The 13,793-nt window shown below is 55.8% G+C and carries 12 protein-coding genes; 5 read left to right on the plus strand and 7 right to left on the minus strand.

Annotation, left to right across the window (positions count from 1 at the left end; genetic code table 11):
- Nucleotides 1-486 precede the first annotated feature (486 nt).
- From ACXAC3_RS19575 to ACXAC3_RS19605, 7 genes are all read right to left on the minus strand, one after another.
- Nucleotides 487-1,917 carry an NAD-dependent succinate-semialdehyde dehydrogenase gene (locus tag ACXAC3_RS19575; RefSeq protein WP_475163950.1) on the minus strand — a complete coding sequence of 477 codons (1,431 nt, stop codon included), beginning with the start codon at nt 1,915-1,917 and terminating at the stop codon, nt 487-489.
- Between the two features lie 16 nt (nt 1,918-1,933).
- Nucleotides 1,934-2,968 (minus strand): biotin/lipoyl-containing protein, encoded by a 1,035-nt coding sequence (locus ACXAC3_RS19580; protein WP_475163951.1) that lies wholly within the window; start codon nt 2,966-2,968, stop codon nt 1,934-1,936.
- Complete coding sequence (locus ACXAC3_RS19585; RefSeq protein WP_475163952.1) at nt 2,958-3,953, minus strand: alpha-ketoacid dehydrogenase subunit beta; 996 nt, start codon at nt 3,951-3,953, stop codon at nt 2,958-2,960. The genes ACXAC3_RS19580 and ACXAC3_RS19585 overlap by 11 nt, the downstream gene beginning before the upstream one ends.
- 10 nt (nt 3,954-3,963) lie before the next feature.
- Nucleotides 3,964-4,959, minus strand: coding sequence for a thiamine pyrophosphate-dependent dehydrogenase E1 component subunit alpha (locus ACXAC3_RS19590; protein WP_475163953.1), 996 nt, complete (start codon nt 4,957-4,959; stop codon nt 3,964-3,966).
- Nucleotides 4,960-5,014: 55 nt separating this feature from the next.
- Entirely contained in the window at nt 5,015-6,313 is a 1,299-nt protein-coding gene (locus ACXAC3_RS19595; RefSeq protein WP_475163954.1) for a M24 family metallopeptidase, read from the minus strand.
- Nucleotides 6,314-6,376: 63 nt separating this feature from the next.
- Nucleotides 6,377-7,186, minus strand: coding sequence for an SDR family NAD(P)-dependent oxidoreductase (locus ACXAC3_RS19600; RefSeq protein WP_475163955.1), 810 nt, complete (start codon nt 7,184-7,186; stop codon nt 6,377-6,379).
- A gap of 18 nt (nt 7,187-7,204) precedes the next feature.
- Complete coding sequence (locus ACXAC3_RS19605; RefSeq protein WP_475163956.1) at nt 7,205-9,034, minus strand: extracellular solute-binding protein; 1,830 nt, start codon at nt 9,032-9,034, stop codon at nt 7,205-7,207.
- A 216-nt stretch (nt 9,035-9,250) separates the two neighbouring features.
- Between ACXAC3_RS19605 and ACXAC3_RS19610 the strand changes: the two genes are divergently transcribed.
- The 5 genes from ACXAC3_RS19610 to ACXAC3_RS19630 all read left to right on the plus strand — a co-directional run.
- Nucleotides 9,251-10,207, plus strand: coding sequence for a sugar ABC transporter substrate-binding protein (locus tag ACXAC3_RS19610; protein WP_475163957.1), 957 nt, complete (start codon nt 9,251-9,253; stop codon nt 10,205-10,207).
- A 73-nt stretch (nt 10,208-10,280) separates the two neighbouring features.
- Nucleotides 10,281-11,078, plus strand: coding sequence for an SDR family oxidoreductase (locus ACXAC3_RS19615; protein WP_475163982.1), 798 nt, complete (start codon nt 10,281-10,283; stop codon nt 11,076-11,078).
- Nucleotides 11,079-11,146: 68 nt separating this feature from the next.
- Complete coding sequence (locus tag ACXAC3_RS19620; protein ID WP_475163959.1) at nt 11,147-12,121, plus strand: ABC transporter permease; 975 nt, start codon at nt 11,147-11,149, stop codon at nt 12,119-12,121.
- Nucleotides 12,122-12,134: 13 nt separating this feature from the next.
- The gene (locus tag ACXAC3_RS19625; protein WP_475163961.1) at nt 12,135-13,136 is read left to right on the plus strand and encodes an ABC transporter permease; all 1,002 of its coding nucleotides are present in this window, start codon (nt 12,135-12,137) and stop codon (nt 13,134-13,136) included.
- On the plus strand, nt 13,133-13,793 hold a 661-nt coding region (locus ACXAC3_RS19630), incomplete at its 3' end, for an ATP-binding cassette domain-containing protein (protein ID WP_475163962.1). The genes ACXAC3_RS19625 and ACXAC3_RS19630, both read left to right, overlap by 4 nt.

Here is a 13,793-nt window from a genome sequence, read left to right on the forward strand (position 1 = left end):
TAAGCTAGTGAAGGCCAAAGCCAAGCCGCAGCGCGATCTGCGTGTGAAGACACCACCGCGTGTGGCCAAACGGATGAACATGCCCGGAAAAGCGGGCAGTCGTTAGAGACTGGTGCGGGGCGTGTCGTGTGCCCCGCGCTTCTAATCAGGATAGTCCAAAGGCGCCCAATACTCTCCACGCTTCGCCGAACGCCGGCACGAACTGTTTTTCAGACATAGTCATCCCTTCATAGAGCGACATTCGAGTCGCTTGATGAAGTCGCTTGCTTTGCGACGGCAGTGCTCTCAAGAATTTCGCAAGACCCGGGGCCTCGAAGGTTATCCGCACCAGACATCAGACCAGCGGTAATCGAACCCAGGTACCCAAGCGACAGAATTGTAACCGCCACCCATACAATCCTGCCCTCTACCGGATCAGTCCCCATATATCCAAGCCGAATGTGATGTTTCTGTTTCCGGGCTTTACTCAGCTTGAAAATTCCAAAATCACCAACTGGCCGAGATATACTGAGTTTCCATGAATTCCAGCATACCCTCGTGGCCGCCTTCGCGTCCGAGGCCTGATTGTTTAACACCGCCAAACGGTGCTGCCGGATCGCTTACCAGTCCTCGATTCAGGCCAACCATGCCGTATTCCAGTCGTTCACACACCTGTAATGCGCGTTTGAAGTCATCCGAGAACACATAGGCCACAAGGCCGTATTCCGTGTTGTTTGCCCGGCGGATCACATCCTCTTGGTCAGTGAAGGTCTGTATGGCGGCGACTGGCCCGAAAATCTCATCATGCACGCAATCGGCGCTTTCCGGCACGTTGGAGAGGACGGTCGGCGGGTAAAAGAACCCGGTCCCGTCAGGCGTGGCACCACCACATTCAACACGAGCCCCTTTTGCGACCGCATCGGCGACAAACCCGGCCACCTTGTCACGCGTGTCAGAGTTGACCAATGGGCCGACATCGACGGAAGGGTCGGTGCCATCGCCGACTTTCAAGGCGGACATTTCATCAGATAGGCGCTTCGTAAACTCCTCGGCGCGGGAGACGTGGACATAAATGCGGTTGGCGGCCGTGCATGCCTCACCCAGATTGCGCATCTTGGCCAACATCGTGCCTTCGATTGCAGTTTCCATGTCGGCATCTTCCAGAACGATGACCGGGGCGTTGCCGCCAAGCTCCATCGCGGGTTTCAGCACCTGATCTGCCGCGCCTTTCAAAAGCTTTCGGCCCACACCAGTAGAGCCGGTAAAACTCACAACGCGCACGCGCGGATCATGCATCATGTGATCCACCAAGGCGCCAGTGCGCCGTGATGGTAGCACATTGACCAAACCGGGTGGAACGCCGGCCTCTTCCAACAAAGGCATCAATGCCAGCATGGTCAGCGGGGTTTCCGAGGCGGGTTTGATAGTGACGGCACAACCGGCCGCTAGGGCCGGGGCGATCTTGCGCGTGCCCATGGCGGCGGGATAATTCCAGGGCGTCACCAACACAGCCAAGCCTGCGGGCTTATGCTGCACCATGATCCGCGCACCTGAACTGGGCGCGTGGGTGATCATGCCGTCTGCCCGCACCGCTTCTTCGGCAAACCAACGAAAGAATTCTGCGGCATAGGTTGCCTCACCAATTGCGTCCGACCGGGCTTTACCGTTTTCCAAAGTGATCAGATGTGCAAACTCTTCCAGGCGATCCGTCATCAACTCCCAAGCTTTGCGCAATACCTCAGAGCGTGCGCGCGGGGTGCGCGCGGCCCAATCTGCCATAGCCGCTTCGGCGGCATCTAACGCAGTGTCTGCATCCGCGATTTCGGCTGACGCGACCGATGCAATCACCTCTTCGGTTGCTGGGTTGACTACGTCAAATCGGTGACCTGCTGCACCTGCTTGCCACTGGCCATTGATATAAAGATCGGTGTTTTTCATGGTGAGTCCGTTCAAGTCAGAGCAAATAGTGCAAAGGATCGGCCAGTCGTTCGGCAAAGCCTGAAATCAGAGAAATTGCGGCCGTGTCCTCCAACTGGTCCGACGTGAATTCAAGGCTGAGACGCAGCATGTCCCTTTCGTTTGCGACGCTCAGAACCGGAGTGTCAGGGGGACCTAGTCGCAACCCGGTGATGGGGCTGTCTGTCATGTCTCTCAATACCAGATCCGGGTGGTTATCCGGCACTTCGATCTGATAGAGCAGGCGCGTTTTGTCTGGGTTCTTTAGAACTGTGGTTACGCCGGTCAGATTCGAAAGTGCGATTACCAGATCCACTGTGTCTGGCATCGCAGAACGCAGTGCTCCCGAGGCGAAACTGGCCCACAGCGCAGTTGGTGCAATGGTTATTCCGCCGTCTTCCAGCATCCAGTTGAGGAAGTCATCCGTGCCGGTTCGTGGCACACATGCTGTGATCTGAGAAAGATGGGCCGAAGTGGCTGCGTTGCTGCCGGTTTTGGGTAACGTTCGAAGCACCTCGATGTCGGCGACATGATAGGGTTGTGGATGCCCGGCCAATACCAGCCGGTTCAGGTCCAACCCAGCTTCGTGGGCAAGGCGGCGCGCTTTGGGCGAGGCGAGAATGCGTTCGTTCTCTGCGACCGGTGCGACGGCGATGTTTGTGTTTTGACGCGACCCAACGGGTGGATCAGCGACCTTGTATGTTGGGATTGCGGCCGCTGGTTCTGTGTCGACCTTTTCCGCGACTTGGGTGTCAACGAAGTCGCTGGGGTCCTGCGTAAGCCCTTCACCCTCGGCAGTATCCGAAATCAGGGCGATGATCTGACCCACTGGTACTTCTGCACCTGCTTCGGCTTTCAAATCGGTCAAAAACCCATCGGCAGGTGCCTCTACTTCCATAGTCGATTTGTCGGTTTCCACTTCAAAGAGCGGATCACCCAAGCGCACGGCCTCCCCCGGTGCTTTCAGCCAATTGACCAAAAGACCTGTGTCCTGCGCCATGCCAAGGGCTGGCATGATCACCTCATGCGGCATGAACCATGTCCCCCGCCATAAGCCTGCGGGCGTTTACAGCAACACCTTCCGGAGTTGGAACCGTCATGTCCTCCAATGCGGGCGAGAACGGGATGGGCACGTCCATGGCCCCCATCCTCAGCACCGGTGCGTCAAGGTGGTAGAACGCCTTTTCATTAATGCGGCTGGCTATTTCACCCGTCACACCATAGCTCTGGTGCCCTTCATCCACGACAATCACCCGGCTCGTTTTACGGGCAGAGGTGAGCAGCGTTTCTTCGTCCAGCGGAACAATTGTACGAGGGTCTATCACCTCGGCCGAAATCCCTTCGGCTGATAGAACCTCAGCAGCCTTCTCACAAACCTGAACCATCGAAGATGTGCCGATCAACGTAATGTCTGTGCCATGGCGTTTGACATTGGCCTCACCAAAGGGAATGAGGAACTCTTCCTCAGGGACCGGTGCCTTGTCGTTGTACATCAGCTTGTCTTCGAAAATCACAACCGGGTTTTCGTCGCGGATTGCGGTCTTTAGCAGTCCCTTGGCCTCGTAGGCCGAAGAAGGTAACGCCACTTTCAAACCCGGAATGTGGGCCACAAGCGCATGCAAGGATTGGGAGTGTTGCGCAGCGGATCGTCGAGTCGCGCCCAGATTTGTGCGCAGGACCAACGGCGCGTTCATTTTACCGCCAGACATGTAGTGGATCTTGGCCGCCTGATTGCAGAGCTGGTCCATGACCAGAAAGATGAAATCGCCAAACATCAGATCAACGATCGGACGGGTGCCGGTCATGGAGGCACCGACCGCAAGCCCCATGAACCCTGGTTCCGCAATTGGGGTGTCGACCACGCGATCGGTGCCGAATTCTTCGACCAGTCCGGAAAGGATCTTAAAAGGTGTTCCTGCTTCGGCCACATCCTCACCGATGATGAATGTACTGGGATCGCGACGCATTTCTTCGGCAAGCGCTTCGTTGACGGCCTGAGACAGAGTAATTTCTCGCATATTTCGCTCCTCAGGCCAGCGCGTGTTTGACGTCGGTGAACACATGCATGTCGACTTCGGCGGCGTCTGGATAATCTGCGTTCAGGGCGTATTCAACGGCGGCGGTAGCTTCGGATTTGATGTCAGCGTTCATGGCCTCAATCTCGTCCTCCGATGCAATACCTTCTGCAACAAGCCAGGATCGGAACCGCGTGATCGGATCGCGGTTATCCTTCCAGTGCTTTTCTTCTTCTTTCGACCGGTAATATTCGCGATTGATATCGCCGACGTGGTGGCCGTGGTAGCGATAAGTCATCAGTTCGATGAAGAACGGACCTTCGCCCTTGCGAGCGCGTGCGACCAACTTCTCGGTCAGTTCATTCACGGCCAGCACATCTTGTCCGTCGACCTGGTGAGCCTCAATGCCAAAGGCTTCGGCGCGTGCAGTGATGATGCCTGCCGCGATTTCGTCCGTGCGGGTGTATTCTGAATACCCGTTGTTTTCGCAGGCATAAATCACCGGCAACTTCCACAAGGCGGCCATGTTCATGACCTCGTACATCAGCCCCTGAGCGGTGGCCCCATCGCCAAAGAAACAGACGGTGACGTCATCCTTGCCTAACAGTTTGGCAGAAAAGGCAGCCCCTGTTGCGATACCCATCGACCCGCCAACAATCGCGTTTGCACCAAGGTTGCCATTGGACTGATCCGCGATATGCATCGACCCGCCTTTGCCACGGCAATAGCCTTCTTCCTTGCCCAGCAACTCGCAGAACATTTCCTTGAAATCGGCGCCTTTGGCTACGCAATGGCCGTGGCCACGGTGGGTCGAGGTAATTTTGTCGGTGACCCGCAAAGCTTCGCAAATACCAACTGCCACGGCCTCTTCACCGGAATACATATGGGTCAGCCCCGGCATCTTGGCCGACAGGTACAACTGGTTTGCGTTGTCTTCGAATGTTCGGATGCGAACCATCTGGGTGTACATCCGCAGATAGTCCTGAGTGTTGGTTTTTGCGGCGCTCATGGCAAACTTTCCTAAGGAGTGAACGCCGACCCCTTGGGGGCCGGTTGGATAGGCGTCAGTAGCGGTTGGCGATTGGCAGGTCCTCAGCCGGGAAAAGGCTGATCACTTCGCAACCGGTTTCGGTGACCACGACCTCTTCCTCGATCCTCGCGGCAGAGTAGCCGTCGGTCGCCGGGCAATAGGTTTCTAGCGCGAAGACCATTCCCGTCTTGATCTCCATTGGATGATCAAGGCTGACAGCGCGGCTGATGATCGGCCGTTCATGCAACGCCAGACCCAGCCCGTGACCAAATTGAAGGCCAAAGGCAGACGCTTCGTCGGGAAAGCCGAACTCCTCTGCTTTTGGCCAAACTTCCGCCACCTTGTCGGTGCTGACCCCCGGTTTGATCATCGAAATCGATGCATCGATCCATTCGCGCGCCTTCACATAGGCGTCGTTCTGGGACGGCGTGGACCGGCCTATGTTAAAGGTCCGATAGTAACAGGTGCGATACCCCTGATAGGATTGCAGAATATCGAAGAATGCCTGATCACCGGGTCGGAACAGCCTGTCGGTGAAGTTGTGCGGGTGCGGGTTGCAGCGTTCGCCGGAAATGGCGTTGATCGCCTCGACATCGTCGCTGCCCATCTCATAAAGCATCTTGTTGGACAGCGCCACGATGTCGTTTTCACGCACGCCCGGTTTCAGCTCTTCATAAATCATGTGATAAACACCATCGACCATCGAGGCGGCTTGCGTCAGCAACTGGATTTCATCCCAGTTCTTGATTTCGCGTGCTGCCAACATGATTTGTTGGCCGTCGACGACATTGATGGCCTCAGCCTTGAGCGCTTCGAACATCGCCGTTTCTGCATAGTCCACTCCAACCGGCATATCCCCCATTCCTGCGTCGCGGATTAGTCCGGCGATTTCTTTGGCGTATTTGCGCATCAATCCAAATTCGGGCGGGATGGTGCCCCGCATGCCGACTACACCTGCACGGCAATGATCCGGCACCAGCCAATCCGAATATATTTTGTGATGCATCGCAGCGGACCCGAAATCCCAGACATAGGGCGCATCGTCGCCCGTCAGCAGGCAGAACCGGCACATCTTGTCGCGTTCCCATTCACCGATTTTGGTGGCCGAAACGTAGCGAATATTGTTCACATCAAACAGGAGGAGAGTACCAGCGTTCGACGCTTTCAAAGCCTGACGCGTGCGTGCCAGACGATAGCGGCGCAGACGGTCATGATCAATTCGACGCTCAAAGTCGACGGATGTATGACCCCACGCCGGCAATCGCCCTTCCCATTTCCAGTTGGGTTCAAGATCCTGAGGGGTAAGCAGGTTGGGCATTAATGCTCTGGACATGACGGCTCCTTCGGGTGGTTGCACCACCGGTGTGTTGTGTGGGGTCAGCGAAGTGTTGCAGCGTTACTGAATGCACCAGCCGCCATCGATGTGGATCATCTGGCCGGTCATATAGTCGCTGTCATCGCTGGCCAGGAACGACGCGGTACCGACGATGTCATTGGGGTAGGAGACCCGTTTGACCTGAAGTGCATCACGCACGATGTCTTCATACGCTTGCCCTTCGCGTTCCTTGAAACCGATATCGACCAGATCCTTGTCGAGTTGCTCCCAGAGTGGGGTTACAACGACGCCTGGCGCATATCCGTTGACCGTGATGTTGTGCTCGGACAGCGCAACGGCGCCGCAATGGGTCAGGGCCAGACAGCCATATTTTGAGGTGCAGTAAACGGTCACATCCACAAGCGGTTTGCGCGAAGCGATTGAACCGACGTTGATGATCTTATAGGGATGTCCCTCCATCGGGCCTTGCTTGATCATCTGACGTGCAGTTTCCTGCATCCCCAACCACATCGCCTTGGTGTTGACGTTCATGATCATGTCCCAGTTGTCTTCATCGATATCCATGAAGAACCGGGGTTTGTTCAGGCCCGCGTTGAACAGACCCACGTTGATACTGCCAAAGGCTTCGACGGTTGCCGCAACGGCACCCGCATTGTCTTCGCGCTTGGTCACGTCCATTTTTACCGCGATTGCGCTGCCGTTACCGTTGGCATTGATGCCATCCGCAACTTTCTGCGCCTCTGCGTGATCAATGTCTCCAATGCAGATGTTTGCACCCTGAGACGCAAAGCACTCGGCGTTCGCCTGTCCCATGCCGCGAGCGGCACCAGTAATCAGAATATTCTTACCTTTCAGGCGATTGGGGTCCATGATCTTCTCCTTGGGGTTCTATCTTCGGCGCTTGCCACTTAGCGTTTCGTCAGCACGATCCTGCGCACGGCGCAGAGCTTCTTTTGGGGGTATGATCCCGCGCAGCATGTCGTGGAGTTCCTCTCCACAGATGCGAATGACATCGCTGATCTCAGGTACGGGTGGGCGTGGCCAGAATTGCAGCTCATCTCGCCAGGACATGGCGTCAACTGCTTCGAAAATCGGCGACGATCGTCGTACTTCGGGGTCGGCACCAACCGAATAACGCGGGTTGGTCCGGCTGCCGTTCTGGACGTACAGCTTTTGAGCCTCTGGAGACGTGAAGACCCGTAACGCTTCTGCTGCTGCGGCACGACGCTCGACCGGCAGGTTGGAAGGGATGCCCATAACATACCCCCCGACCGGTGCTACCTGAGTGGCGCCACGTCCTGCAGGATGTGGAAGGAAACCGGTCTGCCCGTGTGCGGGCGAAGACGGATCGCTTTCGAAATAAGGCGCCAACAGCGTGTAGCCGTATGCCATCGCGACCTTGCCTGCGGCAAAGGGACGGATACGTTCGTACCACGACATAGACAAAATGTCGGGCGGTGAGTACTTGAGCAGCTCCATCAGATACTCGGCAGCACTTAGCCCCACGGCCGTGTCGATAGTGAATTGATAGGCATCTTGATGCAGGTCTTCGGTGTCAAAACCGCCGGCGATCTCTTTTAGATCAACGATCGGCTGCCCGAAATCTGAAAGCGTCGTCAGGAATGTATGTCCGAGCGCTGTCCCACGTGCCGCGTTCCAAGCTATGCCATATCGCCCGTGCTGCGGATCGTGGAAAGCCTTTGCCGCAGTCAGAAGTTCATCCGTCGTTGCAGGTGGTTCCAGCCCCGCATCGGCAAACTGATCGCGCCGATAGAACAAAAGCTCTGGTGTGGTTTGCGCCGGGACACCATAGGCCTTCCCGCCCCAATGTGCTGCTTTCCAGCCTGCGGTATGGAAATCGGCCGGATCCAGCACGGCCAAATCCATCACGCCCTCTAACGGCAGCAACACGCCTTTTTCGACAAACTCACCGATCCAGGGAAGATCGACTGCGATAATGTCATATCGGCTGGTTGGGCGTTCCGCGTTTTTGAGCGCTTCTTCCCGCAAGCGATCAATTGAAAAGGCGCGTTGCTGGATCTGTGATCCGATCACTTGTTCAAATTGCCGCTTGAGCGTTTCCATCACCATGAAGGTCGGGTCACCATGCACCAGAACGCGAACCCCACCAGCCAGTTTCAGGGGTTCACCCAGAACTTGCAGCGGTGGTATCGACTTGGTCGCCATGTAAGATCCGCCAAAATAATAGTCGGTGGACTCTGCCCGCTCTTCGCTTGTTCCAAATTCGATTTCGGCCAGGCGCCGGATGCGGGTGGACAGCTGCATCCATCCCTCAAGAAGATGTTCGCTGGGATGAAGCGAGAAGCTTTTGCCGGAACTGGTGCGCGGGCGCTGTTCGATCAGGCCTGTTTCGATCATTTCCTTCACGCGGCGCGACGCAGTGGCATATGGAATGTGCGACGCCGATATGAGAGACGTCGGGGTGACGGTTTTACCCTCAATGTGATTTCGGATCAGGAAAAGGGACATCAGGAAAAACGGGTTCGGGGCAAAGACCTCGATCACATCTTCCAGCTCTTCGCAAAAGCTTTCCAGAAACGAAACAACCTGAAGCATTTCGGTCCTGTCCTGATAAAAACCCTGCTGAAATGTCGAAGCTGAGCCGTCCATGGGTTTGTACCGCTTTGCACCCTGATCATGAGTTTGGGCCGAGTCTGGCGCTGGATTGTTCGATTTGGACAAATTCGATTCGCTCATATTGCCCTCCCTCTCAAAATGTTCAGAATGATCTTGGTGCAGTATCGCTTAGATATCCGTTCTGGATACCACGATTCTCAATTTGGATATTTTCGGGGGGTCTTAGCGCGGAAGTTTTCGCGAACCTGTCAGGGCTAATCCGATCTACGGATGATGATTCCCGCGGAGGAAAGACGGGAGTTGGCAAGACCAAGAATTTACCCGGGAGGAAACCGAATGAATATCCGCAAAACTCTTGTGGCGACTACCGCTCTGGCCCTGACGGCTTTCGGTGGGGCAGCTATGGCTGATACAATGACTATTGGCATTACACAGAACAATGTCGGCGTCGACAGCTACCAGACGACTTATGAGAAAGCCTTTATCGCAGCCGCTGAGGCGAACAACGATGTCGATGTTGTCGTTCTGGATGCAGGTGGCGACGTAGCTCGTCAGATTGCCCAGATGGAGGACCTGATCCAACAGGAAGTGGATGCCATCATCATCTGGCCAACCAATGGCGAGGCTGTGATCCCAGCGGTACGCAAGGCGCACAAGGCCGGTATCCCCGTTATTGTCACCAACTCAAACATCGCCGAAGCAGGCTTCCCGTTCGTCGCGTCCTTCTCTGGCCCCGACAACATCACACAAGGTTCACGTTCAGCGGAAATCATGTGCGATAAGTTCAAGGACATGGGCATCGAAAATGAAGCACGCGTCGTCCAGATCTCGGGACAGCCGGGGTACACCACGGCCATCGAACGCCAAAAGGGTTTTGATGATCGCCTGCCGGAAGTTTGCCCCAACGTGACGCTGGTTGAAACCCAACCTGGCGACTGGAACCGTGAAAAGTCCCAGAAGGTCATGGAAGCTTTCCTTGTGAAGTATGATGACATTGATGGTGTCTATTCCGGCGATGACAATATGGGCGTGGGCGCATTGAACGCCGCAAAAGCCGCTGGTCGTGAAGGCATTATCTTTGTGGGTGCCACAAACTTCGCTGTTGGCTACGAAGCAATGGAGCGTGGTGAATACTGGGGATCGATCTACCAGTCACCTGTTGACGATGCCGAGGCTGCATTGAAAACAGCGATCGAAACGCTGGAAGGTAAGGAACTGCCGTTCCTGAACTACTTCGACACACCGAAGATCACGCAGGACAACCAAGGCGAGTTTACCAAGCCGGTTTTCTAAACCTCTCCCCAGATGCGCGGAGCCCACTGGGCTCTGCGCTGCTTCTTCAATTCAATTGAACAGGGAGAAACCCATGGGGCGAGTCTCTGGACGTTCCTGTATTGTCACAGGGGCAGCTCAAGGTATCGGCCGCGCCATTGGCGAGGCGCTGTTAGAACAAGGCGCGGATGTCTGTTTTGCCGACATAAACGGCGACAAGGTGGCAACGGTCGCCGCCGAAAACAGACAGAGAGCCAACAGCCATGGCGGTCAAGTTACCCATGCATCCGTCGACGTGACCAATCGCCAACAGGTCCGTGCGATGATCGAACATACGGTGAGCCTGTTTGGAAAACTGGATGTGAAATTCAACAATGCCGGTGTGAACAAGCCGATGAATTTCCTGGATGTGACAGATGAGAACTGGCATTTCATCATGGGCGTCAATGGGTTGGGATGCATGATAGGCATGCAGGAGGCCGCACGTCAGATGATTGCTCAGGGAACTGGCGGCAAAATCATCAACACCGCATCAATTGCCAGCCGACAGGGCTTCGACAACGTCGCACCTTATTGCGCCTCGAAATGGGCTGTTGTTTCGCTGACCCAGTCGGGTGCGCGGGATTTGGCAAAGCATGATATCACGGTGACGGGCTTCGCCCCCGGCGTGGTCGCGACGGAAATGTGGGAAGAGGTCGACCGCGACCTGATGGAGATCGGTGCCGCCGAGCGCCCCGGACAGGCGATGGAGGAGTTTTCGGCTGAAATATTGCGGGGACGTGTTGCTCAGCCTGAGGACATCACTGGTACGACAACGTTCCTTGCATCACACGATAGCGACTACATGACCGGTCAGATCGTGATGATTGATGGCGGCATGACGCTGGTATGAACACGCTGCGCCCGGTGAGCGCACGAATAAGATAGGTGCTCCGGCTTGTCGGAGACGGGGAGAACGGGATGGCGCAACTGAAGAAATCCGACATTGGAGGCATACTGGCCCGGCAAGGTATTCTTGTTGCTTTTGTCGTGTTCATCATCGGATTTACGTTGGCGAACCCCAGATTTCTGGATCCGGACAACATTATGGGCGTGATCCGCTCATCTGCTATTCTAGGTGTCATGGCGCTGGGGGTGACCTTTGTTGTGATCAGCGGCAATCTTGATCTGTCTGTCGGCTCAATGATGTCCTTTTCAACCATTGTTGTTCTGGACCTTCATGACAAGATCGGGCCAACGCTGGCGATCCCTTCGATGTTTGCCATGACAATGTGTCTTGGCGCCTTGATCGGGTTTCTTGTTGGATACCTGAAACTCAACTCGCTGATTGTGACGCTTGGAATGTTGTCGGCCATCCACGGGCTAACGCTGACCTATTCCGGCGGCAAGAACATGGATATCGCCGACAAGGAAAGCACCTGGTTCAGCGTTTTCGGCCAGGGCGATGCGTTAGGAATTCCCGTTCCGATTTTGTTGTTTGTTCTGCTGGCCGCCTTTCTGGGCATTGTGCTGGCTAAAACCCCGTTTGGCCGCAAGGTCTATGCCGTGGGGGGCAATGGAGTTGCTGCAACCTTCTCGGGCATTCGGCGTGCGCGCGTTGTTTTCACCTGCTATCTTGCGTCATCCTTTTGTGTCGCAACTGCTGGTCTAGTTCAGGCGAGCCGTTCGATGGGCAGCCAGAACACGGTGGGCCAAGGTCTGGAGCTGGAAGTGCTGGCGGCGGTAATTCTCGGAGGCGCGTCTTTGCTGGGCGGATCCGGAACAATCTTCAAGACGGTGATTGGCGTCCTGATGCTTGGGTTCATCCAAAACGGGCTATTGCTGGTGGGCCTTCAATTCTACGTCCAATACGTCGTGACCTGGGTGATCATTATCCTGGCGGTATGGCTCGATATCGCGGCCAAGCGCGGCAAGCTTTGGTCACCGATCGCGTAAGGGAAACGGATACATGCAAGCTGGTACTCTGAGCACTTTCCTGAAGCGAGGCGCCATCTGGGGTTTCATCGTTTTCGAGCTGATCTTTTTCAGCGTTGCGGGTGAATATTTGTCGCTCAGCGACAAGGCCTTCATGGATCTCGACAACATGCTGCTGTTGTTCAAACAGTCCGCGCCGATCGGGATCATCGCGATGGGGATGACCATCGTCATGATCAATGGCAACATTGACCTCAGTGTCGGGGCGACGTTCGCGCTCTGCGCTATCGTCCTGCTGGACAGCCTGACCTGGCCTGCTTTCGCGGGTCTTGGGGATTGGGTCATTCCGGTTTCGTGGAGCCTTGCCTTGCTAACCGGCGTCGTACTGGGCGCAATCAACGGATTGATCGTCTGGAAAACAGGGGTCGATGCATTCATTGTGACGCTTGGTTCGATGCTTGGCTATCGTGGTCTGGTGTTCATGTACAATGGCGAGCAACCGACAAGCCATCTGAACTGGACATTGGTTGATTTCGCTGAGGCTCAGTTTCTTGGCCTGCACACTGCCACCTGGTTCCTTCTGGCGGTGACCGTGGTGATCTGGTTCGTGATGAACCGCACCATCCACGGACGCAATGCCTATGCCATTGGCGACAACCGCGAGGCGGCGGTGAATGCGGGTATCAGGGTCGGCCCACACATGATGCTCAATTTCATGATCATCGGGTTTCTGGCGGCCCTATCGGCCGTGGTGTTTTATTCGGAAAGTGGATCCGTCAACCCAAACGATGGCGAGCTCTACGAGTTGTGGATCATCACAGCGGTGGTTCTGGGTGGCACCAAGCTGACCGGTGGGGCTGGCTCGGTGATCTCGACCTTTGGGGGCGTGCTGGCGATCCAGCTTTTGCGCAAGGGCTTGGGGCATATCGGCGCGGACACCTCAACCGTCAATCTGGTGATCGGTCTGATCCTGATTGCCGTGCTCTACCTCGACAAGCAACTGAACCGCAAAGGTGCTGAGGAGTTGAAGACATGACCGAACCCACACCCGCCCTGCGCCTTGAGGGGATCGTAAAGACATTTCCCGGCGTTCGCGCACTGGATGGCGTGTCCTTTGCGGTCATGCCCGGCGAAGTGCATGCGTTGATGGGCGAAAACGGCGCCGGGAAATCAACATTGATGAAGGTTCTGGGGGGGATTTATCAACCTGAAGAAGGCCAGATCCTGATCGAAGAGTCTCCGACGGCCATGACGTCACCTCTGGAAGCCAAGGCCAAGGGTGTTGTGTTCATTCACCAAGAGCTTAGCCTTGCAGACGAATTGTCCGTGGCCGAGAATGTCTATCTTGGTGAGCTGCCGCGCAAGTCTTTCGGGCGGGTCGATTGGGACAAGCTGTATGCCGACACGGCAAACATTCTGAATCGGCTGAAGGTTGGCTTTACGCCCAAGACCCTTGTCGGGGATCTGTCCATCGCCAATAAGCAAATGGTCGAGATCGCCCGCGCCCTCACCGTAGACGCCAAAGCGGTGATTTTTGACGAACCCACCGCATCACTGACGGACACGGAAAAAGATGTTCTGTTCGACGTGATCGCCGATCTGAAAGCGCGGGATGTGGGCATCATCTATATTTCGCACCGGATGGAAGAGATCTTTCGCATCACCGACCGGGTCAGTGTGTTACGTGACGGGC

This window comes from Ruegeria sp. ABV4_181 (assembly GCF_056158465.1).

Coding starts and splice junctions, on each gene's coding strand:
- ACXAC3_RS19600 (WP_475163955.1), bottom strand. CDS start 7,186: ATGGACCCCAATCGCCTGAAAGGTAAGAATATTCTGATTACTGGTGCC.
- ACXAC3_RS19580 (WP_475163951.1), bottom strand. CDS start 2,968: ATGCCGCATGAGGTGATCATGCCAGCCCTTGGCATGGCGCAGGACACA.
- ACXAC3_RS19620 (WP_475163959.1), top strand. CDS start 11,147: ATGGCGCAACTGAAGAAATCCGACATTGGAGGCATACTGGCCCGGCAA.
- ACXAC3_RS19585 (WP_475163952.1), bottom strand. CDS start 3,953: ATGCGAGAAATTACTCTGTCTCAGGCCGTCAACGAAGCGCTTGCCGAA.
- ACXAC3_RS19575 (WP_475163950.1), bottom strand. CDS start 1,917: ATGAAAAACACCGATCTTTATATCAATGGCCAGTGGCAAGCAGGTGCA.
- ACXAC3_RS19590 (WP_475163953.1), bottom strand. CDS start 4,959: ATGAGCGCCGCAAAAACCAACACTCAGGACTATCTGCGGATGTACACC.
- ACXAC3_RS19595 (WP_475163954.1), bottom strand. CDS start 6,313: ATGTCCAGAGCATTAATGCCCAACCTGCTTACCCCTCAGGATCTTGAA.
- ACXAC3_RS19615 (WP_475163982.1), top strand. CDS start 10,281: ATGGGGCGAGTCTCTGGACGTTCCTGTATTGTCACAGGGGCAGCTCAA.
- ACXAC3_RS19610 (WP_475163957.1), top strand. CDS start 9,251: ATGAATATCCGCAAAACTCTTGTGGCGACTACCGCTCTGGCCCTGACG.
- ACXAC3_RS19605 (WP_475163956.1), bottom strand. CDS start 9,034: ATGAGCGAATCGAATTTGTCCAAATCGAACAATCCAGCGCCAGACTCG.
- ACXAC3_RS19625 (WP_475163961.1), top strand. CDS start 12,135: ATGCAAGCTGGTACTCTGAGCACTTTCCTGAAGCGAGGCGCCATCTGG.